The 22,352-nt window shown below is 41.5% G+C and carries 21 protein-coding genes and 1 pseudogene; 16 read left to right on the plus strand and 6 right to left on the minus strand.

All coding sequences use genetic code 11. The features are described 5' to 3' along the window. Positions 1–59: 59 nt before the first annotated feature. Genes R8925_RS01975 through R8925_RS01990 form a run of 4 tightly spaced genes read left to right on the plus strand, consistent with a single transcriptional unit; the run spans position 60 to position 4,260 of the window. Positions 60–785, plus strand: coding sequence for an alpha/beta hydrolase (locus tag R8925_RS01975; protein ID WP_430534248.1), 726 nt, complete (start codon positions 60–62; stop codon positions 783–785). A 15-nt stretch (positions 786–800) separates the two neighbouring features. After that, entirely contained in the window at positions 801–1,469 is a 669-nt protein-coding gene (locus R8925_RS01980) for a tetratricopeptide repeat protein (protein ID WP_430534356.1), read from the plus strand. A 32-nt stretch (positions 1,470–1,501) separates the two neighbouring features. Further along, positions 1,502–3,895 carry an SF1B family DNA helicase RecD2 gene (gene recD2 / locus R8925_RS01985; protein WP_430534249.1) on the plus strand — a complete coding sequence of 798 codons (2,394 nt, stop codon included), beginning with the start codon at positions 1,502–1,504 and terminating at the stop codon, positions 3,893–3,895. A 14-nt stretch (positions 3,896–3,909) separates the two neighbouring features. Then, a complete protein-coding gene (locus tag R8925_RS01990) occupies positions 3,910–4,260 on the plus strand; it encodes a DUF4180 domain-containing protein (RefSeq protein WP_430534250.1) in 351 nt (116 codons plus the stop codon). A gap of 160 nt (positions 4,261–4,420) precedes the next feature. Here R8925_RS01990 and pieS read toward each other — a convergent pair whose 3' ends face one another. Further along, on the minus strand, positions 4,421–5,854 hold the full coding sequence (pieS, locus tag R8925_RS01995) for a two component system sensor histidine kinase PieS (protein ID WP_430534251.1): 1,434 nt from the start codon (positions 5,852–5,854) through the stop codon (positions 4,421–4,423). Then, positions 5,851–6,546: a two component system response regulator PieR gene (gene pieR, locus R8925_RS02000; protein ID WP_430534252.1), complete on the minus strand. Its 696-nt coding sequence runs from the start codon at positions 6,544–6,546 to the stop codon at positions 5,851–5,853. The genes pieS and pieR overlap by 4 nt, the downstream gene beginning before the upstream one ends. Positions 6,547–6,723: 177 nt before the next feature. On the opposite strand from pieR, the gene R8925_RS02005 reads away from it, so the two are divergent. Both R8925_RS02005 and R8925_RS02010 read left to right on the plus strand, forming a co-directional pair. Next, positions 6,724–8,214, plus strand: a complete 1,491-nt coding sequence (locus tag R8925_RS02005) for an ABC transporter permease (RefSeq protein WP_430534253.1) — start codon at positions 6,724–6,726, stop codon at positions 8,212–8,214. A gap of 13 nt (positions 8,215–8,227) precedes the next feature. After that, positions 8,228–8,914, plus strand: coding sequence for an ABC transporter ATP-binding protein (locus tag R8925_RS02010; RefSeq protein WP_430534254.1), 687 nt, complete (start codon positions 8,228–8,230; stop codon positions 8,912–8,914). Positions 8,915–8,969: 55 nt separating this feature from the next. Here the strand turns inward: R8925_RS02010 and R8925_RS02015 are convergent. Together R8925_RS02015 and R8925_RS02020 are read right to left on the minus strand one after the other, a co-directional pair. Continuing rightward, positions 8,970–9,463 (minus strand): annotated as a pseudogene (locus R8925_RS02015) (cysteine hydrolase family protein). A gap of 14 nt (positions 9,464–9,477) precedes the next feature. Beyond that, positions 9,478–9,912 (minus strand): EVE domain-containing protein, encoded by a 435-nt coding sequence (locus R8925_RS02020; protein WP_430534255.1) that lies wholly within the window; start codon positions 9,910–9,912, stop codon positions 9,478–9,480. Positions 9,913–10,304: 392 nt separating this feature from the next. Here R8925_RS02020 and alaS point away from each other — a divergent pair, with 392 nt between their 5' ends. From alaS to R8925_RS02040, 4 genes are all read left to right on the plus strand, one after another. After that, complete coding sequence (gene alaS / locus R8925_RS02025) at positions 10,305–12,935, plus strand: alanine--tRNA ligase (protein ID WP_430534256.1); 2,631 nt, start codon at positions 10,305–10,307, stop codon at positions 12,933–12,935. Positions 12,936–13,056: 121 nt separating this feature from the next. Continuing rightward, positions 13,057–13,326, plus strand: a complete 270-nt coding sequence (locus R8925_RS02030; protein ID WP_036069273.1) for an IreB family regulatory phosphoprotein — start codon at positions 13,057–13,059, stop codon at positions 13,324–13,326. After that, entirely contained in the window at positions 13,323–13,739 is a 417-nt protein-coding gene (gene ruvX / locus R8925_RS02035) for a Holliday junction resolvase RuvX (protein ID WP_430534257.1), read from the plus strand. Before R8925_RS02030 ends, ruvX begins: the two co-directional genes overlap by 4 nt. A gap of 18 nt (positions 13,740–13,757) precedes the next feature. Beyond that, positions 13,758–14,051 carry a DUF1292 domain-containing protein gene (locus tag R8925_RS02040; protein WP_036069272.1) on the plus strand — a complete coding sequence of 98 codons (294 nt, stop codon included), beginning with the start codon at positions 13,758–13,760 and terminating at the stop codon, positions 14,049–14,051. 366 nt (positions 14,052–14,417) lie between these two features. Here R8925_RS02040 and R8925_RS02045 read toward each other — a convergent pair whose 3' ends face one another. Beyond that, complete coding sequence (locus R8925_RS02045) at positions 14,418–15,041, minus strand: DedA family protein (protein WP_430534258.1); 624 nt, start codon at positions 15,039–15,041, stop codon at positions 14,418–14,420. 176 nt (positions 15,042–15,217) lie between these two features. On the opposite strand from R8925_RS02045, the gene mltG reads away from it, so the two are divergent. The 6 genes from mltG (at position 15,218) to mtnN (ending at position 20,191) form a co-directional block, all read left to right on the plus strand. Then, positions 15,218–16,285 carry an endolytic transglycosylase MltG gene (gene mltG, locus R8925_RS02050; RefSeq protein WP_430534259.1) on the plus strand — a complete coding sequence of 356 codons (1,068 nt, stop codon included), beginning with the start codon at positions 15,218–15,220 and terminating at the stop codon, positions 16,283–16,285. Between the two features lie 82 nt (positions 16,286–16,367). Continuing rightward, a complete protein-coding gene (locus R8925_RS02055; protein ID WP_430534260.1) occupies positions 16,368–17,018 on the plus strand; it encodes an O-methyltransferase in 651 nt (216 codons plus the stop codon). Next, positions 17,018–17,647 carry a uridine kinase gene (gene udk, locus R8925_RS02060; RefSeq protein ID WP_430534357.1) on the plus strand — a complete coding sequence of 210 codons (630 nt, stop codon included), beginning with the start codon at positions 17,018–17,020 and terminating at the stop codon, positions 17,645–17,647. Before R8925_RS02055 ends, udk begins: the two co-directional genes overlap by 1 nt. A gap of 187 nt (positions 17,648–17,834) precedes the next feature. Beyond that, positions 17,835–18,311, plus strand: coding sequence for a transcription elongation factor GreA (gene greA, locus R8925_RS02065; protein WP_036069267.1), 477 nt, complete (start codon positions 17,835–17,837; stop codon positions 18,309–18,311). A 469-nt stretch (positions 18,312–18,780) separates the two neighbouring features. After that, entirely contained in the window at positions 18,781–19,416 is a 636-nt protein-coding gene (locus R8925_RS02070) for a DUF1510 family protein (RefSeq protein WP_430534261.1), read from the plus strand. A 67-nt stretch (positions 19,417–19,483) separates the two neighbouring features. Continuing rightward, entirely contained in the window at positions 19,484–20,191 is a 708-nt protein-coding gene (gene mtnN / locus R8925_RS02075) for a 5'-methylthioadenosine/S-adenosylhomocysteine nucleosidase (RefSeq protein WP_430539391.1), read from the plus strand. A 226-nt stretch (positions 20,192–20,417) separates the two neighbouring features. Here mtnN and R8925_RS02080 read toward each other — a convergent pair whose 3' ends face one another. Then, complete coding sequence (locus tag R8925_RS02080) at positions 20,418–22,223, minus strand: M3 family oligoendopeptidase (RefSeq protein ID WP_430534262.1); 1,806 nt, start codon at positions 22,221–22,223, stop codon at positions 20,418–20,420. Between the last annotated feature and the right edge of the window lie 129 nt (positions 22,224–22,352).

The raw sequence follows: 22,352 nt of genomic DNA on the forward strand, positions 1-22,352 counted from the left end.
TTTGGGATGGGATTATTCCCTGAACTCTTTTTTTGATAAAGGATGAAAAGAGGATTCGGATGAAAAAGACGTTATGGATTGTATTGGCTGTTCTTGTTTTGATTATTGGTGGTGCTTATTTTTACTTTAATACATCGCCGAGTCAGTTTGCAGAAGATGCTGGGAATTCCACGAAAAAAGTGGATGTCGTAGATGATAGTGGCTTTTTGATGTTTGCTCCAATGAATCAGGATGTGAAGGAAAGCGTGATTTTTTATCCTGGTGCGTTCATTGATGCGCTCAGTTATGCTCCAATGGCAAAAGGGCTTGCGAATGCAGGTTATAAGGTGTACATTGCTGAAATGCCGCTTGATTTAGCTGTTTTTGGGAAAAATAAGGCAGCAGATATTATTGATAGTCATGAAGATGAGCATTTTGTGATTGGTGGTCATTCGCTGGGCGGTGCGATGGCGGCGCGGTTTGCTCATGACAATATGGATGAATTGGACGGTATTTTCTTTTTAGCAAGTTATTCAGACGAGAAGGGAACGCTTGCAAAAGCTCCGTTTTCGGCATTGTCGATTACTGCGACGAAGGATGGCGTGCTTAATTGGGATACATACGAAAAGAACAAGCGATATTTGCCAGAGAAAACGACTTTTGTATCAATAAAAGGCGGAAACCATGCGCAATTTGGGGCTTATGGAAAACAGCATGGTGATGGTAATGCCTCAATTAGTGTCGAGGAGCAGACAAACGAAACCGTGGCGGCGCTAAAAACGTGGTTGGCTGTTGCGGTAAAATAGGAGGAAAAAAGCATGATGGATAAAAATGCACAAGGTATCGAAGCGATGCAAAAGAATGATTTAGAGACGGCAGTGCGTCTTTTTACGGAGGTTATTGAGGAGCACCCGAATGATCCGGTTGGGTTCATTAATTTCGGAAATGTGTTGCTTTCGATGGATGATTTTGAGCGTGCCGAGCGTTTTTTTGAGCGGGGAATTGAGTTGGATAATAAAGCTTCGGCGGCTTATTATAGTTTAGGAAATTTGTATTATGTGCTGGAACGCTACAAAGACGCAGCAAAGCAATTTGAACAAGCGATTGCTGCTGGACTGGATTCGGCGGATGTTTATTTCATGATTGGGATGAGTTTCACGCAGATGGATGAAAATTTGTTGGCGATTCCTTATTTGATGCGTTCAGTGGAATTGGCGCCTGATGAGGTGGAGGCTGCTTTCCAGTATGGGATTGCCTTGGCGAAATCGGACTTGTTTGAGGATGCGATTGGGGCGCTTGAGCGTGTATTGATGTTGAAACCAGATGATGCCGATGCGCTTTACAATATCGGTGCTGCTTACTTAGCTTGGCAAGGCGATTTAGTGATTGGAAAAAGTTACTTTGAGAAAGCTGTGGCGAGCGATGAGAATCATGAGTTAGCAGCAAATGCGCTGGCGGCCATTCAAGATTTAGAGGCAAGCGGCAAATAAGATAGACATAGGATTGCGAAGGAGGTGGGAAAATGGACACGCAAGAAACGTTGGGATTGCTCGGTGAGAACGAGGAACTGTATATGAAAGGACTTGTGATGTCGACAATTTTTCATAATAGCGACAACTTGTTTTCAGTGATAAGGATTCAGGTGCAGGATACGAATACGACATGGGACGAGAAGGATATTGTTGTGACGGGCTTTTTTCCTGCCCTTCATGAGCAAGAGGCGTACATATTTCACGGTAAATTAATGGATCATGCCAAATTTGGTCAGCAGTTTAAGGCGGACCGATTCAGAAAAGAGATGCCACAGACGAAGCAAGGGTTGGTGCAGTATTTATCGGGAGAACTTTTTAAAGGAATCGGTAAAAAGACAGCGGAACGTGTCGTGGAAACGCTTGGCGAGGATGCTATTAGCCGGATTTTGTCTGATCCGTCGCTACTTCAAGAGGTGCCACGTTTGCCACTTGCGACGGCGGAGAGTTTGCTGGAATCGTTGCGTGAGAATCAAGGGTTGGAACATATTATGGTGAGTTTGAATGAGTATGGGTTTGGGCCGCAACTCTCGATGAAAATTTTTCAGGCGTATAAGCAAGATACGCTGAATGTTTTAGAAAATAATCCTTATAAGCTAATTGAAGATGTGAAGGGAATTGGGTTTAATCGTGCGGATGAGTTGGGACGCAAACTTGGACTTGGTGGAAATCATTATTCGCGTTTGCAGGCAGCGATTTTGTACATGTTGGAGCAGGAGTCATTGCAGCAAGGTAACGTATTTATGGAGCGGGAAGTTTTGCTGGAGACGGTAACGCAACTACTTGAGAGTAGTGAACCAGTTCGGATTGAGCAAGAACAATTGACGAAGCAGTTGCTGGCTCTTGAGGAAGATATGAAGGTGATGACGGAGAACACGCGGGTGTATGTGCCATCGCTTTATTTTGCGGAGGCTGGGTTTGCGGCGCACGTGAAAAGAATGATGCGGCAAAAGGAGTACGAGGAACTTTTTCCAAAATCAGAGTTTTATATCGCGCTCGGTGAATTGGAGGATCGGATTGGTGTGTCTTACGGGGAAACCCAGAAGGTGGCGCTTGAGCAAGCATTGATGTCGCCGATGCTTATTTTGACTGGTGGGCCTGGTACCGGGAAAACGACTGTTATTAAAGGGATTGTGGAGCTTTATGCCGAGTTAAATGGTGTTAATTTGGATCCGATGTCGTATAAGGATGGGCAGAAATTGCCGATTTTGTTGGCAGCACCGACGGGACGTGCGGCGAAACGAATGACGGAATCGACTGGATTGCCTGCGATGACGATCCACCGACTGCTAGGAATGAACGGGCAGGAGCAGTTGGACGATGATAATGAGCGTTCGATTGAAGGGAAATTACTGATTATTGATGAGATGTCAATGGTTGATATTTGGCTTGCGAATCAGCTTTTTCGGGCTTTGCCAGCGCACATGCAAGTGATTTTGGTAGGAGATCAGGATCAATTGCCATCTGTTGGGCCGGGGCAAGTTTTGAAAGATATGTTGCGATCAAACGAGATTCCTACCGTTGAGTTAACAGATATTTATCGGCAGGAAGACGGTTCATCGATTATTGAGCTTGCGCATGATATTCGCCAAGGGTTTTTGCCAGCGACATTCACGAAAAATAGCACGGATCGGTCGTTTTTCCACTGTACGGTGAATCAGATTGCCGAAGTCGTGGAAAAAGTTGTAGAGAACGCGAAGAAAAAAGGATTTCGCGCGAAAGATATCCAAGTTTTGGCGCCGATGTATCGTGGACCTGCCGGAATTGATATTTTAAATCGCAAAATGCAGGAAATTTTTAATGCGAACCCGGATGGAAAACGTAAAGAAGTGAAATTTGGCGATATTGTTTTTCGGATTGGAGATCGGGTATTGCAACTGGTGAATCAGCCGGAGAAGAACGTTTTTAATGGAGATTTTGGTGAGATTGTCTCGATTATTTATGCGAAGGAGAACACGGAGAAACAGGATATGGTTGTTGTGCAGTTTGATCAGACGGAGGTCGAGTATTTTAGGCAGGAGTTTGGCCAATTGACGCACGCGTATTGTTGTTCGATTCATAAGGCGCAGGGGAGTGAGTTTCCGATTGTGATTATGCCGGTGGTGCGTAGTTATTACCGGATGTTGCGACGCGATATTTTGTATACAGCGGTGACTCGGAGCAAGCAGTTTTTGATTATTTGCGGGGAAGAGGATGCGTTTCGGATGGGCGTCGAGCGGATTGATGAGGAGAAGCGGAATACGACGCTGTATGAACGGTTGCTGAGTGAGGAAGATATATTGACAACAGTGAGCAATCGGAAGTTGTTGACGGAGGAGAATTGGATGACGATTGATCCGATGATTGGGATGGAGAGTATCACACCTTACCAGTTTATGCGCGCTTAGGGAGGGGCATGAAAATGGAAATTCAGAAATTAGAAAGTGATGGCATTGCTCAGGTTAAGAACGATGAGGTTATAATAAGAGATGCGGCGTCGATGTTGGATTTTGTGATGAGTGTGCTGTATGAGACGACGTATCGTAAAATTGTTATTGATAAGCAGATAATTTTGGAGGATTTTTTTGATCTCAAGACAGGATTATTAGGCGACGCATTTCAAAAATTGGTAACATACCAGCTGAAAATGGCGATAGTTGGCGATTTTTCGATGTATAGTGAGAATTTTAAAGATTACATGTATGAGAGTAATAAGGGGAGTCATGTTTATTTTGTCGCGACTGTGGAAGGTGCGGTTGAGAAATTGAGATGAGAAACAGTGGAATTACGTCTTGCCTGGAAAATGGGTGAGGCGTTTTTATGCATAATTTGTGATATAATGTTTTTTTGTAAAGGCCAATAAAGGAGTATAAAATACTAATTAAAACAACCAAACCTAACTAGATTTTGAGCTACCAGGTTTGGTTGTTTTTTCAATTATCCACAAAAAACGGCAATTTAATCGTAAATGTCGTCCCTTCACCGGCCACGCTATGCACGCTAACCTCACCATCATGATAACTAATCAATTGCTTCACAATTGACAGCCCAATGCCGGATTCGCCGAACTTCGTGCTCGTCCGTGACATATCGGCTTTATAGAAGCGATCCCAAATCTGCTCAACTTCGGATTCATCCATGCCAATTCCTGTGTCGCTAATCTCAAAAATCGTTTCTTTATATTCCTGCCTCGCTGATAGAGTAATCGTGCCGTTTTCGGTAAATTGGATGCTGTTTTTCACAATATTAATGAAAACTTGCATCAATCGGTCGTAATCTGCAAAAACTTGGACGGACTCTCGTGTATCCACTATAATCTGATTGCCTTTATTTTCAGCAGTTAGTTGTAGTTGGTCCTTGATAATTGCTAAAAATTCATGTGCTTCAAATGTCGTCTTTTGAAGTTGAATCTGATTCGAACGAATGCGCTCATAATCGAGGTTCTCATTCACCAGCCGCGCTAGACGCCGAGCTTCGGTATCAATCAACGCGATACAGCGATCCGTTTCACTTTTCGGGATAATATCGTTTACTAAGCCTTCTGTCAAGCCACTGATTGTTGTGAGTGGTGTGCGCATTTCATGGGAAACATCGGCGATAAACTGGCGGCGACGCTTTTCTTGGCGCTCAATCTCAATCGCGGATTCTTCCAGCGTTTGCGTCATCTTATTAAAATCACCAGCGAGCGCGCCAATCTCATCAATTGAACTTTCCTTCAAGCGCACACTGTAATTACCTTTAATGACTTCTTTCGTCGCAGAGCTCAGTTTACGGAAACGATTCACTTGTAGTTTCGCAATAATCGCGCTCAAAATAAGAGCAATCGTAATCGAAATAAGAATCGTATAGAAAACGTACCAATTAATTTTGCCAATGACTTTCTCAGTACCGCTAATTGGCGATGTGAGCATGATTCCACCGGCAAATACGCCATTTTGCTCAATTGGAATGCTCACGCGCGTCAACTGCTCGTTAAATCGTGTGTCCATGAGCGTCGAAACTGTTTTACCTTCTTGCAATTCTTTCCACTCATCAGTCTTTAAATGGAAATCAGCAGGAAGCGGGCGATTGGTTTGTGGATAAACAATCGCAGCGGTGTTATCAAAAATCACATAATGAATGTTTTTTACGCCTAAAATTTGCTGATACGTCTGTAAAATCGGATTTCCCGTTTCCCGGTCTGACATATTTTGGACACCGTTCGCAATTTCTTCCCCATACGCCGTCAAATCAGCCACTTGCGTTTGATACAAATAATCCTTCATAAAATGTGAAATGAGTAGGCCAATCATCAAGCAAGCGACGAACAAAATAATAAACTGTGTCAAAAAAAGCTGGTAAAAGTATTTAAATTTCATGCGAATCATTCCGTTTCATCGAATTTATAACCAACGCCCCATATTGTATGAAGAAACGGATGTGTATCCGTCGCGATTTTCTGTCGCAATCGTTTAATGTGAACGTCCACTGTGCGCTCATCCCCATAAAACTGGTAACCCCAAACATGTTCTAACAGTTGCTCCCGAGAGAAGACCTGGCGTGGATGCTGCATCAAAAAGTATAACAAATCAAATTCTTTCGGTGTTAATGCTTCCAGTAATCGCCCCTCAAAATAAATTTCCCGCGTCTTTTTACTAATTTTGAAATAGTTCGTTTCTAAAATATCATTATCGGCAGGTTTTGCTGATGTATCAACGGTTTGGCCTTTACGACGCGTCACAGCTTTAATTCGCGCCATCAATGTTAGCGGGCTAAACGGCTTTGTCACGTAATCATCTGCTCCAATTTCCAGGCCTAGTACTTGATCTGACTCGGACTCTTTCGCTGTCAAAATAATAATTGGGACATCACTCGTCTCACGAATTTTGTGGCAAATTGTCATTCCGTCCATTCCTGGCAGCATTAAATCGATAATGACGATGTCCCAATTCTCCTTGCCAAACGTCTCGAATCCTTCCAAACCATCATGTACAAATGTAGCGTCTATCTTTTCCTTCATAAAAAACATTTCAATCATCGTACAAACACTGACATTATCTTCAATCATTAATAATTTCATCGTTTTTTGCCTCTCTCTCATTAAAGCTCTCCCTTAAAATTAGACTATATTCACCATGAAATCAAGCTAAATAATGTTTTTCGCAAAAGTTTAAAATCCCGCACACAATTTGTTCATATTTTTTTCACACCTAGCGTCTAATCTATAGAAAGAGCAAGACGAAATGGAGGAAACGATATGAATTTTATCAAACGAGCATTACTCAGCATGAAAGCAAGAAAAGGAAGAACAATTTTGCAATTATTCATTTTTACAATCGTATGCGTACTTATTCTATCCGGATTCACGATTCAATCCGCGGCAAATAAAGCAAGCGAGCTAGCAAGACAGGAATTGGGTGGAGACGTAACGCTTAGTGTTGACCGTGAAAAACAAATGGAGGCGCAGCAAAAAGAATCAACATCGAGTTCAGGCGGTACTCCTGAGCGCCGCATGTTCCAATCCACACCAGTAGCCGTTGCCGCAGCGAAAAAACTCGCAGAACTCGACCACGTAGCGGGTTACAATCTCTATTCCAATACACAAGCCATGGCATCCGGTTTCGAGCCGATTGCCTCATCAAACGACACATCCCAGTCCGATGATTCCTCTACACAGCAAGGCCAAGGCGGCAATGATTCCAACCGTCCGCAAATGGTCCAAGCCGATTTGAGCGTATCTGGCGTGCTAGATTCCGCAACCGCAACAAAATTTAAAGCAGGAACCGACAAACTCGTATCCGGAAAAGCAATTACAGCAAGCGATGTTGGTAAAAATGTCGTAATGATTGAAAAAACATTAGCCGAAGAAAATGATCTCAAAGTTGGCGATAAAATCAAAATCCAATCCAGCGACGAAGCAACAACCGTAGAATTAACAATCCAAGGCATTTACGAAACAACGGATTCAGGAAGTGATGCAGCAGCAAACTTCTCATTTCTAAACCCGTACAACACGATTTACGTGCCATACACCGTTGCTAACACCATCAAAGGCAGCGATGCAAAAGACACTGTCGATTCCGCAATTTACTTCATGGATGACGCTGCAAACATCAGCGCTTTCGAAAAAGCAGCGAAAAAAGTTACAGCGGTGGATTGGGACACGTTCAAATTAGATGCCAATGACGCGACATACCAACAAATGATTGGACCAATCAACAACGTAGCTGCTTTTTCTAAAAATGTCGTCTACATCGTATCGATTGCTGGGGCTTTAATCTTAGGGCTACTTGTAATGATGCAAATTCGCGAACGCAAATACGAAATGGGAGTCCTACTGGCTATCGGTGAAAAGCGCTCCAAACTCGTCGGCCAGTTCCTCGTTGAAATTTTAGTAGTAGCCGTTTTATCGTTCGGAATTGCCGCGGTGAGTAGCCATTATGTAGCGCAAGTCGTTGGAAATCAATTATTGACGCAACAAAACGCAACTGCATCCGAATCAACATCTTCAACAAACCAAAGAGGTCCAGGCGGACCGGGTGGCGGACCGGGTGGCGGAGGCCCAGGCTTTGGTTCATCGCTCACAGCGAATACAGCTGAAATAAAAGCACTCGACATCCAAGTAAGCTTAGAAGACATGTTGAAAATGGGCGGGATTGGTGTTGGCATAGCCTTTATTTCTGTATTATTACCGTCAATTCTAGTTCTTCGCATGAACCCAAAAACAATCTTAACGAAACAAGAATAGGAGCGTGATTTTTATGACAAAAATTCTAGAATTTCAAGATGTAAGCTATGCATATAAGCAGAACGATAACCCGATTTTGGATAAAATAAACTACACTTTCGCAACAGGTGTTTTCTATACGGTTGTTGGTAGCTCAGGATCAGGGAAAACCACATTTTTATCTTTAGCTGGTGGCCTTGATGCCCCACAAGATGGCGATATTTTCTATAAAGGACTATCTTTGAAAAAAATCGGGCTCAACAAATATCGTAATCAGTACGTTTCAATCGTATTCCAAAGTTATAATTTGTTAACCTATATGACGGCACTTCAAAACGTAACCACTGCAATGGAAATCACGCATGTAAATCAACAAGATCAGAAACAATTCGCACTGGACATGTTGGCAAAAGTTGGTATTGGCGAAAAAATGGCGCGACAAAAAGTGCTAACATTGAGTGGGGGACAGCAACAACGTGTTTCTATTGCTCGTGCGCTATGTTGCGAAACCGATTTAATTGTAGCAGATGAACCGACTGGAAATTTGGATGAGCGCACGAGTAAAGAAGTTGTGACGCTATTCCAAGATTTGGCTCACAAAGAAGGTAAATGTGTCATCATGGTAACACATGACCCAGAAATCGCTAAAGTATCTGACGTTAAAATCACGATGAAAAATGGTAGTTTTGATGTAAAAGAGCAAGTAGTAATTACAGCATAAATAAATAAGCCGAATCAGCGCTTTAGCTACCAGTCTGATTCGGCTTATTTTAATCTTATAGAAATGTTAAGAAGCGTAGATTCCAAAGCGACTCATGATGCGCCATAATCGTTTTGCATCTATTAAATCGTTATTTGTCGTTGTGTGCAGGCCTTGCATCATGTAACAATCATATCCCAAGCCATGCGCAAATCGAATCGTTGTGTCAACGCAGTATTCCGTTTGGGCCCCACAAAACTCGATTTTGGATACATCTAATTTATCAAGAATACCCTGTAATCCCGTCTTATAAAAGGAATTCGCATGCGTCTTGTTTACATAAATATCATCAGGCAGGCTATCTAACGCAGTCATCAACGACCATGAATCACTGCCAATAACCAATTCCTCATCCACATGCTGCACAAAAATCACAGGTTTTCTTGCATTTCGATAGCTTGCAATTCTCTGATTCACCCCGTTCAACACATTATCCAGATTAGCTAACGGGAAATCCACTGAATTTACCCCATTTTGCAAATCAATCACAACTAAAACATCGCTTGTCATATTAAAACATCCCTTCAAGATTCATATTTCATAGGTAATCCCATTCTCTTTGCAAGCACCAAAAAGAAATCCTTGTCAATCTCAAAATGCCCATAACGCAAGGAAGAGCGGTATTTCTGCCAAGCCTCCAGTTGCGAAATCGCATGCAACGGCACTTGTTTTGCATCAGGAAAAAAGTCAATATCTTTACGATAAGGCACAAACGTCTCGCTCATCGCAAACGGATAAATTTCAGAACCTTTCACCCGCCCAATTGCAGTAAAACGTTGACACTTCTCATCTGTATTCAGCGCCTGTTTTGGGCTGTAATAACCCAACCAATCCCCTGGTTTCATCCTTTTCAGAGGTGCCTCCTTGCCATGACATAACTGCGAAAAACCACCTGCAACACCTGATCTGACATGATCTAATGAAGCTACGCCAATCCAATATTTTGTTATCCGAATCACCTTCCTGCGTTCATTTTTTTCATAAAATCATTATAATACTCAAACATGCATAAGTCTATTCAATAAAGTTTGACAATACCTAGCCATATCCTTTATAATTTCAAGTATCATACATTTAAAAATAGTGTGAGACTAAAGAGATATGCCCGTTTGCAAGAGAAATGTTCCTTGGCTGGAAGAACATAAACGAAACAGCTATTTCTGTGCTACCTCACGTTACGACTATTTTTCGTCTTATTCCGCGTTAAGGATACTAAAGAGGTAATGATCAAGTCTTATATCATTGCAAACAGGGTGGTACCGCGAACATATTCGTCCCTGTATTGCGAGATGATATGAGGCTTTTTGTTTTGTATTCATACTCGCGCGCCAATTAAAAAGGAGGAAATAAAATGAAACAATTAACTAGTGCTGAAGTGAGACAAATGTTCCTAGACTTTTTCAAGGAAAAGAGCCATAAAGTGGAGCCAAGTGCGCCACTTGTACCAATTAACGATGCGTCTTTATTATGGATTAATAGCGGGGTCGCAACGCTAAAAAAATACTTCGATGGCAGTGTGATTCCAGATAACCCGCGGATTACAAATGCACAAAAATCTATCCGCACAAACGATATTGAGAATGTTGGTAAAACAGCGCGCCATCACACATTTTTCGAAATGTTAGGTAACTTTTCAATTGGTGAATATTTCAAAGAAGAAGCAATTGTTTGGGCATGGGAATTTTTGACGAGTCCGCAATGGATTGGCTTTGATCCTGATAAATTATACGTGACGGTCTATCCAGAAGACGAAGAAGCAAAAGCAATTTGGAAAGAAAAAGTTGGCTTAACAGACGATCATATTGTGCCGATTGAAGACAATTTCTGGGATATCGGCGAAGGTCCAAGTGGTCCGGATAGTGAGATTTTTTACGATCGTGGTGAGGCTTATGGAAACGATACGACAGATCCAGAACTATATCCAGGTGGCGAAAATGAGCGCTATTTGGAAATCTGGAACTTAGTATTTTCCCAATTCAATCACAATGCAGATGGTACGTATACACCACTTCCAAAGAAAAACATCGATACCGGGATGGGCTTAGAACGTATGGTTTCGATTATTCAAGACGCACCAACAAACTTTGAAACAGACCTATTCATGCCTATTATTCGTGAAGTAGAAGCAATTTCTGGTGAAAAATATGGGCAAGATCCAGCAATAGATACAGCGTTCAAAGTGATTGCTGACCATGTGCGCACCGTAGCTTTTGCGATTGGTGACAGTGCCTTGCCATCTAACGAAGGACGTGGCTATGTCTTGCGTCGCTTGTTGCGCCGTGCCGTTCGTTACGCTAAAAATTTGAACATAAACGAGCCATTCATGTATAAATTAGTGCCAGTAGTAGGCAAAATCATGAATAGCTATTATCCAGAAGTAGAAAAACAAACTGATTTTATCCAAAAAATTGTACGTACGGAAGAAGAACGTTTCCACGAGACGCTAAATGAAGGTTTGGCTATTTTAGAAGAAATGATGGTAGCTGCAAAAGATTCTGGTCAAATGAATGGTGCTGACATTTTCAAACTATACGATACATTTGGATTCCCAGTTGAGTTGACAGAGGAATATGCAGAAGATAATGGCCTAACAGTTGACCACGCAGGTTTTGAAGCAGAGATGGACAAACAACGAGATCGTGCACGTAACGCCCGCGCTGACGTCAAATCAATGAGCGTGCAAACAGAACTTTTGACAAGTCTAACAGAAAAAAGCGCATTTGTTGGCTATGAAACAACATCAGTTACAACAGAAGTGCTCTACATTATCAAATCTGGTGGCTTAGCAGAAAGCGCATCACGCGGCGACAAAGTCCAAATTATTTTTAAAGAAACACCATTTTATGCAGAAAGTGGTGGCCAAATCGCGGATCAAGGAACGATTAAGAAATCCGGATTTACTGCGGCTGTTCTAAACGTCCAAAAAACACCAAACAAGCAAAACATCCATGAAGTACGCGTTGAAGAAGGGATTTTGAACAAAGGGGACCATGTGACATTGGACGTAGATATAGCTTCTCGTCACGGCATCGTGAAGAATCATACAGCAACTCACTTATTGCATCGCGCGCTAAAAGATGTTTTAGGAGATCATGTCAACCAAGCTGGATCACTTGTAGAACCGAACCGTCTACGTTTTGACTTCTCCCATTTTGGTCAAATCACAGACGAAGAATTACAAAAAATGGAACACATCGTCAATCGCAAAATTTGGGAACAACTCGCAGTCGATATTAAAGAAATGCCGATCAAAGAAGCAAAAGAACTTGGAGCAATGGCACTGTTTGGCGAAAAATATGGTGATGTTGTTCGCGTTGTCCGCATAGGTGATTACAGCATCGAGCTTTGCGGCGGTTTACATGTGAAAAATACATCCGAAATCGGACTTTTCAACATTATTTCTGAGAGCGGAATCGGAGCAGGGACTCGTCGAATAGAAGCAGTCACTGGTGAATCTGCATATCGTTTCTTAAACCAACAAGAACATTATTTAAAAGAAACGGCGCACCTACTTAAAACAACGCCAAAAGAAGCACCACAAAAAGTAGAACAATTACATCAAGAAATGCGCGAATTAAAACGCGAAAACGAATCACTGCTATCCAAACTTGCAAATGCAGCAAGTGCGGATATTTTCAGCAATCCAGAAGATGTTGGTGGCGTGGCAGTCATTGCAAAACAAGTAAACGCGAAGGACATGAATCAGTTGCGTCAATATATGGATAACTGGAAAGAAACGAAAGCGAGTGGAATCCTCGTTCTCGGTGCAGCTCATGACGATAAAGTAAGCCTTATTTCCGCAGTTTCCGAAGACCTTATTAAAGAAGGCTATCACGCAGGTAAACTATTAAAAGAAATCGCGACTCGTTGTGGTGGGAACGGTGGCGGACGACCAGACACAGCACAAGCAGGCGGTAAAGACCCAGAAAAATTAGCTGGTGCATTAGCTTACGTCTCAGAATGGGTATCTTCCCAACAGTAATTTAGTCGCGAATTAGGCTCTGCAATCTTTTTTGTTAGCATCTTCTTTGTTATTTATTGCGACTTAGTGTAAAATGAAATGTGGACAATAGCGATAACAATAGAAAGAGGTGCTGATCAAAATGGCTTCTGATAAAACAATGTTCTATAGTTTTGGCGATGATTCGATTGAGGAAGATGTCAAAATTCTGATGGGTAAAGTGTATGTTGCCCTAGAAGAAAAAGGATATAATCCGATTAATCAAATTGTTGGTTATTTGCTTTCTGGTGATCCAGCTTATATTCCGCGCCATAATGATGCTCGAAATTTGATCCGCCGTCTAGAGCGTGATGAGATTATCGAAGAATTAGTAAAGTCTTACCTAAAAAACAATAAGATTGGTGAAAAATGAGAATAATGGGGTTAGATGTTGGATCAGTGACTGTTGGTGTAGCTATTAGTGATGAGCTAGGTTGGACTGCACAAGGCATTGAGACAATCACAATAAACGAACGCGCAAAGCAATTTGGCTATGATCGCGTAAAAGAACTTGCAGCCGAGTACAATGTCCAAAAAATTGTAGTAGGCTGGCCCAAAAATATGAATAATACGGTTGGTGAACGAGCAGAAGCATCCGAAAAGTATGCAGAAGTGTTGGAGAATCGCACTGGAATCCCTGTTATGCTGTGGGATGAACGATTAACTACTGCGGCCGCAGAACGTACATTGCTAGAAGCAGATGTTAGCCGTAAGAAACGTAAGAAAGTCATTGATAAGCTTGCAGCGGTAATGATATTGCAATCTTATCTAGATGCAAATAATTAATTAAAAGAGGTGTCCATTATGACAGAAAATCATGAACATGATCACGAACATATCACAGTAGTAGACGAAAATGGTAACGAGGAGCTGTACGCGGTTCTTTTCTCGTTCAATTCCGATGAGTTTGAGAAATCTTACGTTCTGTATTATCCAGAAAGTGCAGAAGACGAAGAAGAAATCGAATTACAAGCATCTTCTTTCATTGAAAATGAAGATGGTACTCAAGGTGAGCTAAAACCTGTAGAAACAGAAGAAGAATGGGATATGATTGAAGAAGTCTTAGCAACGTTCTTGGAAGACGAAGACGCCGAATAAATCTTTCAAAGGGACGACAAACGCGCATCTGCGTCGTTAAAGTCTGTGCTCCGATGCTCTTCTACACAATGTTTCGCATAACTTCTCACATGGTCGGGGGTGTGCTACTCCCTCCCAGTTTTCAGTCAACATATAAATATACGCTCCGCTTTGTTGAGGCACTTTGAAGCAAAGCGAATTAGAGCCTCAATATGCAGTGGAGCGAAGTGAGGCTGTAGTCCTTAAATTAGGACTTTGCCTAGGATCTACGCATTTGTCGGCTCTCGGAGGTTTGGCGATTTCATTCAAAGTACAATTTTTTCGGGTACACAAAAAGAAGCTGGGAAATTAGCGCAATTTAAGTGCTAACTTCTCAGCTTTTTCTTTTTATGCGTTTATTTTACGTTTCTTAATAATCTTCACGATTAGGTATACTACAATCACAACTAATAATGCTAGCATCGTATAGCTTATTGGACGAACATATTGCTCAACTACGCTCCAATTAGCGCCCAGTTTGTAACCTAAGTAAGTTAGAAAAATGTTCCAAGGAATGCAACCTAATACAGTGTAAATGACAAATTTCCAAATGTTCATATTTGCAATTCCTGCTGGGAGTGATATAAAAGTTCGAATGACTGGTAGAATACGTCCGAAAAACACTGCCGATGTGCCATATTTCTGAAACCAGTGTTCAGCTAGGTCAAGGTGTCCGACGTTTAGAAAGATGTATTTTCCGAATTTTAAAACGAGTGCTCGACCGCCGAATTTCCCGATGTAATAGGCGATTAGTGAACCAACGAGGTTACCTGCGATGCCAGCAAAGACGACAAGCCAGAAATTTAAATCACCTGTTTCAGCCATAAAGCCGCCAAATAGCATGACAACTTCGCTTGGGAGTGGGATGCAGATGCTCTCGATGACCATTGCCCAGAAAATACCCCAGTGGCCAAATAAGTCAATTAAGCTCATGACGAAATTTTGCAGTGCTTCAATAATAGAATGTAACATGGAAAGCCTTCTTTCATTTTGATTGAGCCGTTGAATGATGCGTCCTCATTATACCTAAATTTGTCGAAAACGTCACGAATTTATATTTTTTATCGAATGTAGTTGAACTATAGTAGTGATTACCGTTATAATAGATGGAGAAAAGTTTTGCATAGAAGAATGAAAGAGGTTTAGAGATGAAAAAATCTAAGAGCAAAATGATCACGATTATAATTTCGAGTATTGCTTTAGTTTTGGTTGCGTTAACTGTTGGGGGCTATTTTTACGTTGATTCGCAACTTCAAGCTGTCAATGCATCGAGCAAGGAAACCATTATTGTAGATATTCCGAAAGGCTCTAAAGTGTCGGAAATTGGTGATATTTTGCAAGAAAATAATGTGATTAACAGCAGTATGATTTTTACGTACTATGTGAAATATAAAAATGAAACGAACTTAAAAGCTGGAAAATATAAACTGAGCCCATCGATGACTGTCGAACAAGTAGTCAATGAATTGAAGCGAGGGGAAGTAATTGCGCCATCTAGACTTGTAATACCAGAAGGATATTCGTTGGATCAAATCGCGGATCGCATGGTTGTTTACAAGCCGGAGCTTCAGAAAGCGGATATTTTGAGAGTGATGGATGATAAGGCGTTTGTGAATGAATTGATGGCGGCATATCCTGATACGGTGACAAAAGACGTTCTGGCACCTAAAATCAAGCACCCGTTAGAAGGTTACTTGTATCCTGCAACATACGAATTTACTGGAAAAACGGATATTAAAGCGATGATAAGCGACATGGTCAAGGCAACAGACGCTAATATCGCGAAATACAAGCCAGAACTCACAAAGCAAAAAATGTCCGTGCACCATTTCTTAACAATGTCGTCGCTGATTGAAAAAGAAGCTACGGCGAATGTTGATCGTAGCAAAATTTCGAGTGTTTTTTATAATCGTTTAAAAGCAGGCATGCCGTTACAGACAGACCCAACAGTGCTTTACGCACTCGGCAAACATAAATCACGCACGATGTATGAAGACCTACAAGTGGATTCGCCATACAACACATACAAAAACAAAGGTTTGCCACCTGGTCCGATTTCCAACAGTGGAAAGACATCAATGGAAGCCGCGTTGAACCCGGAAAAAACGGACTATCTATACTTTTTAGCGAATACGAAAACGGGGCAAGTTTATTTTTCTAAGACACTAGAAGAACATAATAGATTAAAAGAAGAACACATTACAAATAATCAATAAATGGACACGATAAGCGTTTGTTTTGCTCTTTATTGGGCAGAAACAAGCGCTTATCATTGGTCTTTAAAGGGGATTTAGAGCAGTGAACGATACATTAATTCATAGTTATTTGCTTTCACATATTCCGGAACGCAAGCCGTTTTTTATGGAATTGGAAGCTTATGCAGCAGAACACGAAGTACCAATTATGGAAGTAGATTCGATGCATTTTATGTTACAAATTATGCAAATTCAACAGCCGAAGCGAATCTTAGAAATTGGAACAGCAATCGGTTACTCGGCGTTGCGGATGGCGGACGCGTTGCCAGATGTACATATTGTCACAATGGAGCGTGATCAAACGCGCTATGACCGTGCTTGGCATAATGTCCATGCCTTTGGTGTGGAAGACCGGGTGGAAGTATTGTTGATGGACGCTTTAGAAGACAGCTCTATTGTGCTTGAAAAAGAGAATTTTGATGTTATTTTCATTGATGCTGCAAAAGCACAGTATGCCAAATTTTTTGATATGTATATTGATAAATTGGCTCCAGGTGGCGTTATTTACAGTGATAATGTCCTTTTCAAGGGATTGGCATTACATGATACGCCGCGTGCACAACAAAAACAACGCGTTTCTAGAAAAATGCGCGAATTCAATGATTGGCTTTTGCAAAATCCAAATTTCATTACGACGACTGTTCCTTTAGGGGATGGCCTTGCGATTAGTCGCAGAAAGGAAGGCACAAAGTGATGAAGAAAAAGCCGATAGTAGTAGGCGTGACAGGCGGTAGTGGTTCTGGGAAAACAAGTGTGAGCAAGGCGATTTATGAACATTTCACAGGACATTCAATTTTGATGTTAGAGCAGGATTTCTATTATAAAGATCAAGCTGAGATGGCCTTTCAGGAACGACTAAAAACGAATTATGACCATCCTTTGGCGTTTGATACGGAGCTATTGATTCGTCATCTTAAGCAATTATTGCGTTACGAGCCAATTGATAAGCCGGTTTATGATTATGAGCTTTACACGCGTTCAACCGAGATTATCCATCAAGAACCGCGAGAGGTCATCATATTAGAAGGTATTTTAATCTTAGAAAATCCGAAATTGCGCGATCTTATGGATATTAAGGTATATGTCGATACGGATGATGATATTCGAATTTTACGGCGGATGGTTCGTGATGTGAATGAGCGCGGGCGGACGATGGAGTCGGTAATTGATCAGTATTTGAATGTGGTGAAGCCGATGTATCAGAAATTTATTGAACCAACGAAAAAATATGCCGATATTATCATCCCAGAAGGTGGCGAAAACAAGGTTGCAATCGATCTAATGACGACAAAAGTAGCGACAATACTCGAAATGAACCGATAAGGTAACGCTACGACTTGTAATTACGCGCAAATTAAGATAAAATTTCACTACTGGACAAAAATTTGCTGGACATTCCCTGAGAATCGTGGTAATCTTTCAGGCGTAAAGTAAATACATGTTGAGGCGCGGAAAAGGAAACAAACTTCCGTGCTTTTCAAATAACATAACGATGAAGGAGAGAAAGAATTTGGCTACAGAAAAAGTATTCCCAATGACACTAGAAGGTAAAGCAAAACTAGAAAATGAACTAAATGAACTAAAAACTGTAAAGCGTAAGGAAGTCGTAGAACGTATTAAAATTGCTCGTAGTTTCGGTGATCTTTCGGAAAACTCCGAGTACGATTCTGCTAAAGATGAGCAAGCTTTTGTCGAGGGACGCATTACAACTCTTGAGAACATGATTCGCAACGCACAAATCATCGATGCTAGCGCAATGAGCGGTGAAGTTGCGCTTGGAAATACGGTGACTTTCATAGAACTGCCAAATGGTGATGAAGAAAGTTATACGATTGTAGGGAGCGCTGAAGCAGATCCATTCGAAGGTTTAATTTCCAATGATTCACCAATCGCGAAAGCTTTGTTAGGCTGCAAAGAAGGCGATGAGGTATCGATTCAAACCCCAGGTGGCGAAATGAACGTCAAAATTACGAAAATCAGCGCGTAATAAATAATTTGAAGAAAATAAAGCAAAACCTCAACGAAGCAAAAAAGGTTTATATTCTAGGCAAAGGGGAGTACCAGGTGCGGAAAGTGTACTTGTGTACGTTGACTGAAAACAGGTAGGAAGTAATATCCCCGACCATGTGAGAAGTTATGCGAAACGCAATGTAGAAGAGCACTGGAACGGAGCCTTTAATGACGAAGATAAGCCAAACTAGAGAATTTGAACAACTACAGAACTAAGAAAATAAAGCAAAACCTCAGCGAAGCGAGAATAGTTTATATTCTAGGCAAAGATGAGTACCAGGTGCGGAGCGTACTTGCGTACGTTGACTGAAAACAGAGAGGGAGTCTTATCCCCGACCATGTGAGAAGTTATGCGAAACGCAGTGTAGAAGAGCACTGGAACGGAATCTTTAACGACGAAGATAAGCTATTCTTGCTTCGCTGAGCTAGGTAAGGTGGTGGCATATATGGACAAGAAAACACAAAAAGAAGAGCAGCGACGCAGTGCCCAGAACCAAGTGGAAGCATCTCGCTCTGAACAAAATAGTAAACATAAAAGAACGAGTATCACTTTAAACGTATTAATCATAATTATGAGTTTAGCAATTGTTGCTGTTTTATGGCTTGTTTTTTTTTTAACGGCTGAGGATTCGGCAGATAAAGTGGAAAAAGAGCCAAAAACGGAGCAAACGCAAAAAGCAGATGATACGAAAAAGGATGACTCTAAAGCAAAGGACACCGAGAAACCGAAAGAGCAAACAACGGAAACCAGCGATGATCCTAATGTGTCGAAAGTGATTACGAAAGATTGGAAACCAGTCGGAACAGAACAAAAAGGTGATCATGTGAATTCCTATGAAATGGGGAGCCAGGATTGGGAAGAGAAAGTGAACGCATTTTCTGAGGCGACAGGTATTGATAATGGTGACATGACCATCTGGTATGTTGGTCGTGGGGAAGACCCGGCAACGCAATCTATCGGTACGGTTACATCAAAATCAGAGCCAGACAACGCTTTCCGAGTATATATTACTTGGGTTGACGGATCAGGATGGCAACCAATAAAAGTAGAAGTATTGAAAACAAATGATAAGAAAAACTGATAAGACTGTGTTTCGATTGGATTATCCCTTTCGAACACAGTTTTTTTAAAGGGAAGGACGATGAACGGTGGAGAAAATCGCAATTATTGGTGCAATGGAAGAAGAAGTGACAATTTTACGGGAACAAATGGTTGGCATGGAGGAAACGACGATAGCGGGAGCCGTTTTTTATACAGGTAAATTGGGCGGTAGAGAGATTGTTTTGTTGAAATCTGGTATTGGAAAGGTAAATGCAGCGTTATCAACGACATTGCTATGCGATCATTATGATATTTCATTGATAATAAATACTGGTTCTGCGGGTGGAATTGGCGCGGAGTTAGAAGTGGGGGACGTCATTATTTCAGACCATTTGGCGTATGGGGATGTTGATGCGACAGCTTTTGGCTACACATATGGTCAAGTGCCGCAAATGCCTGCGCTTTATCAGGGCGATGAGGAAGCAATGCTCTTGGCACAGCAAATCTATCAGGATAGCTTTTCGGAAGGGAATAAGGCGGTTTACGGGCTTGTCGTGACGACAGATTCTTTTATTCACCGACCAGATCAGCGGGAATTGATTACAACTTTCTTTCCAGAGGTCAAAGCAGTGGAAATGGAAGCTTGCGCTATTGCTCAAGTGGCGCACCAATTTGAAGTACCATTTTTAATTATTCGAGCACTTTCTGATGTTGCCGACAGTGAAGCAAGTGTTTCTTTTGATGAATTTTTGGTGACGGCTGCAAAGAATTCGTCAGCGTGTGTTGTGAAGCTGATTGAACAGTTATCGTATTGAAAAAGCGCCCGCTTATAAAGATGCGGGCGTCAGACTGTAGAAAAACTACCTCACATAAATCTATCGCCAGACCTCAGGGTGTCGACAAATGCTTAGTTTCTAGGCAAAAGCGAGTACCAGAGCGGAGTGTACTAGGGTACATGAGCACTGGAACGGAGTTTTTAACAACGAAAATGAGCGTTTGTCGACACGCTGGCGTCCGCTTATAAAGATGCGGGCGTTGCTATTATACTAAATCATTTGTTAAATCTAGGAACTCTTCTACATCACCGACTGCAATTTCCAGTGCGCTTTCCCAGAAATCTGGTTTTGTTAAGTCAATGTTTAGATGCTTTTGTGCGAGTTGTTCGGTTGTCATGGCGCCTGTATCTTGTAGTAAGGCGATGTATTTGTCTTCATAGCCACTTCCTTCTGCGATAGCTTGGTGATAAATTCCTAATGAGAAGAGGTAACCAAAGGTGTAAGGGAAGTTATAAAATGGAACATCGGCAATGTAGAAATGTAATTTTGAAGACCAGAATTGCGGATGATATTCAGATAATGCATTTTGGTACGCTTCTTGTTGTGCTTCCTTCATTATTTCATTAAGGCGGTCGGCGGAAACAATTCCTTCCTTGCGTGCTTCATAAAAACGGGTTTCAAACAGGAAGCGAGCTCGAATGTCCATAAAGAATGCGATGCTACGACCAATTTTATCTTCCAATAAGATGATTTTCTCTTCTTTTGTAGCGGCTTCTTTGACGGAGGCGTCTGCGATAATCATTTCGGCGAATGTTGATGCAGTTTCAGCTACATTCATCGCATAATTCGTATTTTCGAATGGCTCTTCGCGGATGACGTGAGAGTGAAAGGCGTGTCCTAATTCGTGTGCAAGTGTTGCGACGGTTCCAGGAGCGCCATCATATGTCATAAAAATTCGGCTTTCTTTCTCTATTGGAATATCAGTACAAAAGCCACCAGGACGCTTGTTATCACGATCTTCAGCTTCAATCCATTGTTGCTCAAATGCATGCTTTGCAAAACTAGCCATTTTTGGACTGAACTTCGCGAATTGCGTTAGAATAAAATCAGCACCTTCTTGATACGTGTATTTTTTCGGTTCAGAATCAAGTGTTAATGGGGCGAAAACATCATGGAAGCTTAATTTTTCTATGCCGAATAGTTGTGCTTTGCGATTTAGAAACGCAACGAATGTTGTTTTATGTTTTTCGATTACTTCCCACATCGTTGCTAAGGTTTTTTCATCTAAACGATTGATTGCAAGTGGTTCGGCAAGAACGTCATCCCACTTACGAGCCCGGTAAACGGCAAGGCGGAAACCAGCTAAATGGTTTAATGTATCACTGAACAATTGCGATTGCTCTTGCCACGCTTTTCCGTAGGCTTCAAAGACTGCGACACGAACAGTCCGGTCTGGGTGGCTCAGTAAATTTAAGGCTTGGCCAGCAGATACTTGCTTTTCTACGCCATCTATTACTACAGGGATGCGGATTGTTGCAACAACAGTATCGTAATGATCTGACCAGCCACGATAACCGTCGACACTTAAAGCATTGATAACAGCTTCTTCTTCCCGTGTTCCTTTTTTCTTGCGATTGTCGCGCGCTTCATTTAACATAAAGGCGATTTCGCTCAAACCGTTTTCTGTAAGGAGGGAAGTCCATAGCGCATCAGGAACTAGGGCGAATTTCTCATGCCATTCATTTTCGATTGTTTCTAGTTCTGACAATTGTTGATAGACACTGCCAGTTAACTCTACCGCTTTCAAATCCCGCGTGTCAGCAGAGGATAGGCATTCTAGAAAAGCTGCCGCGTTCATGAGTTGTTTTGTAATATCTGCATTTTGGTTAATTAAAAGTAAAAATTCACTGACATCTTCTTTACTCTCTGGAATCGGCCAATTGTTAACCGCTTGCTTAAATAACGCAATTTCTTTCGTTGTTTCAGAAAGCGCTGTAGCTAATTCTTCAGAGCCACTGCCACCTGAATAAATTGAATCTAAATCCCAAATTAATGCATAGTTTTTTGACATCATAATCCCCCTATATTTCCGTATTTTCCATTTCATTATAGCACTTATCTCAGATTTTTTTGTAAAATACGCGGAAAGATGTTAAAATTTATAAGGATTACATGTACGCGTGATTGTTTGGCATGCCAA

It is taken from the genome of Listeria rocourtiae subsp. hofi, from assembly GCF_963575615.1.
In the GTDB taxonomy this organism is placed as follows: domain Bacteria; phylum Bacillota; class Bacilli; order Lactobacillales; family Listeriaceae; genus Listeria_A; species Listeria_A hofi.